2 protein-coding genes are annotated in these 2851 nt (G+C 56.3%); both read left to right on the forward strand.

The annotated features are described in order from the left end of the window. Positions 1-553 (forward strand): hypothetical protein (locus GSQ76_RS04855; protein WP_216850904.1); only part of this gene is annotated, 553 nt, incomplete at its 5' end. 359 nt (positions 554-912) lie between these two features. Further along, positions 913-1623, forward strand: coding sequence for a replication protein RepA (locus GSQ76_RS04860; RefSeq protein WP_254070245.1), 711 nt, complete (start codon positions 913-915; stop codon positions 1621-1623). Positions 1624-2851: the final 1228 nt, after the last annotated feature.

The following is a 2851-nucleotide window of genomic DNA, read 5'->3' on the forward strand; positions in this document are numbered from 1 at the left end:
TGGCTCGACGAGAACCTACACGTCTTCTAGCCATCCCTTGGACACCTGGTGGACGTTCCCCGGATGCAGAACGGCCGTTCCATACACCATTGCACCTGTTGTGACCGTAGGAACCAAATCGAAACTTCCTTTTCAGGCTATGAAGCCCGCTGATATTTGCGGCGAGACAACGGCAATGAATGGCGTGCGTTTAACTTACGTATTCAGCAATCTTGCTTGCAATGGTATGTATTATGACGAAGCATTTCGTCAAATTCAACCAACAGAGCTTGACCTCGCCCTCGAGCGTGACCCGGCGGCTGCCGCCGCCCACCGTCAGTTGCTGGCTGCCTCCCGGGAAGAGGCGCAGTCCCCGGCGAGCGATGTGAAAGCCGTTCAAGAACGGCAGCCCGATGAGGACCCACCCGAGCAAGCCAACCGGGAAGGTCAGCGAGAATCTGCAGCGGCTAGCCTAGCCGGTGGCATGATCGCGGCAGAAGGATGGCCCGTCACCGCTGCTGAGGCCGTCGAAAAGGTGCAGGAGGTTTTGGAGGAACTCAAACGGCGCAAGTGAATCGAACGTCGCGGGAACGCCAGATTCAAACCGCGTCGTTCGCGTCTGTTTGTAAGTCCGAGTCGCGCCTGCGACGGTTGCTAGATGTGGACTCTGCCGACCTCTAGCCATGAGTGATAAGTTCCCCGAGTCGTCGGGTCACCTCATACTTAGCCATCGCCTTATCCACGCGCGTATGTGGACTCTGCCGACCGAGCGTCACCAAACATCAATGAGTTACAAATGTTATCCCGTGGACTTTGCCGGCCAATCAAATAGAGAGTCTTCAAATAACTTCAAATAGCTCTGGTCGGCAGAGTCCACATCGACAAATGCTTCGGCACGCTGCAGTTTAGCACCGCTGCATTTGGAACAAGACGATGGGCACCGTGCATGACTTGCTAGTGGCCAAGGGCAAGCAAGCTACACGCGGGTTAGTAGATGGTCGACGTGGTGCCCGTGTTGTTGAGGCGGCGGCGGCTTGGTCTGCTGACGAAGACACCGGCACCGGATACATGTTCTCTGGCTGGTGCCAGACCGCTCTTCCGCATAAGAGGCCAACAGACAACTCATCCATTTGGAAACTCGAAACTGACAGCATGATGCTGCTGGTCGAGCCTGGCGTCCGCGTTGCCCCAGGCGGAACCCCAATGCATGTGGGAGTGCCATTCGGGGCAATAGCACGTCTAATCCTTATTTACCTGCAATCCGAAGCCCTTCGCACCAGCAGCCGAGATGTCGAGCTAGGCGGTAGCCTCCGAGCATTCCTCGGCAGACTGGGTATTTCGGTGGGAGGTGACGACAGTGCCCAGGGTACATTGTTTGTGGAAACCGCGCGCCTAAGCGAGACTTTCTTCAACCAACTTAAGCAACATGCGGTTCCATTAGATGAATCTGCTATCAGACACACTCGCAATTCTTCTATGGCACTAAATGTATACTGCTGGCTTGCCTATCGGCTGCATTCGCTATCAGCCCCAAAAGAAATTAGCTGGGCTGCACTTGCGGGACAGTTCGGTGCTGGCATTCAACTGCGCAAACACTTCAAGCCGGCATTCACTGAAAGCCTGGTTTTAGCTCAGGCTGTTTAAAGCGAGGCTCGTGTTGAACTAACTGAAATGGGGGTCACGTTGATGCCCTCGCCACCTCCAGTCCGAAAGCTACTCAAGCAGGTCTAAGCGGTCGGCAGAGTCCACACTCCGCAGGGCTCATCATAGTCATGGGGGCTTAGATCAGCGTTGCAGACCGTGATGGGTTCCAGACATGAACCCGCACTCACGCGCGCCTGTAGCTCAGTTGGTTAGAGCGGGCCGCTCATAACGTCTTGGTCGAAGGTTCGATCCTGCCGGACGCAGGCGCGCAATAGGAATTTCTGCGGAAGTCAGGAAGAAGCTCCCTCTCACGCCCAGCGATCTTGAGGGAGCTTCAACGACGCCAAACAGTTGGCGATGCAAAGAAGCCTTCAAGAGAGAATTTGGTCAAGGTAATGGGAAAGTTCCCGACCTCATCCATCAGGAATCTTGATCGGGAACCGATGCCGACTCCACCTACGATCTCGGCGCCTACTAACTTATCGATCCAATCGATTCCAAGGAAGACGTTCTAGCTCACTCACCGGAGTTCTTGCCAGAGCGCCCTCTGCGCCATCGGTTGATGACTTGGTTTAAGTTGGTGGTCTGGAAGATCTGATCAAGGGTGGAGAGATCCTGGCTCGTCATACGACCGGCGCGGGCTTCTGCTTCAGCCTCACCCCAAGTCTCCGCCGTTGTGCTTGATGAACTCGACGCCTGCTCTTTAAGAGCGGCACGAACGGCGCCCGGCAGCTATCATTAATGGGCCAATTTGCACGTTCCACGTAGATCACAGCTTTAACCGGCACTCCGGCAACCTCCGCTAATTCGTCCCGGGACCGGTAGAGCAGAATTCGAGCGTCCTACAACTGACCAGGCGACACGGCAGAGCCTTTTACCCCTCTGCTATTTGGAACTACATGTTCGCATACTGACAGGGCGGCTCAATCCGGAGCCGCCCTATTCAGCTTACTTGGACGCGGCGCTAGGGGCGCCCGGTTGAGCAGTCGACATCCCCGTTGTCCCAGTCGTAGCGGTTGACGGAGCGGCGGAAGGGGCCATCCCCCCCGCCCGTGGATGTGGTGGACAGCTGACCGGCAGCTTTCGGGGTTGGCATACCTTGACTGCCGCCAGTCGTGGTCGACGTGCCCTGCGAGGTGGCGTTAGCCGACGGCGTAGTCTGGGCAAGTGCGGGTAATGCCAATGAGATCGATAGCACGGCGGCGGTTGCAATAATCCGGCTGTTATG

Origin of the sequence: Acidisphaera sp. L21, assembly GCF_009765685.1 — a bacterium.
Lineage (GTDB): Bacteria > Pseudomonadota > Alphaproteobacteria > Acetobacterales > Acetobacteraceae > LMUY01.

Excerpts from the sequence above, each read along its gene's own strand:
- GSQ76_RS04860 (WP_254070245.1), top strand. The coding sequence starts at position 913 with ATGGGCACCGTGCATGACTTGCTAGTGGCCAAGGGCAAGCAAGCTACA.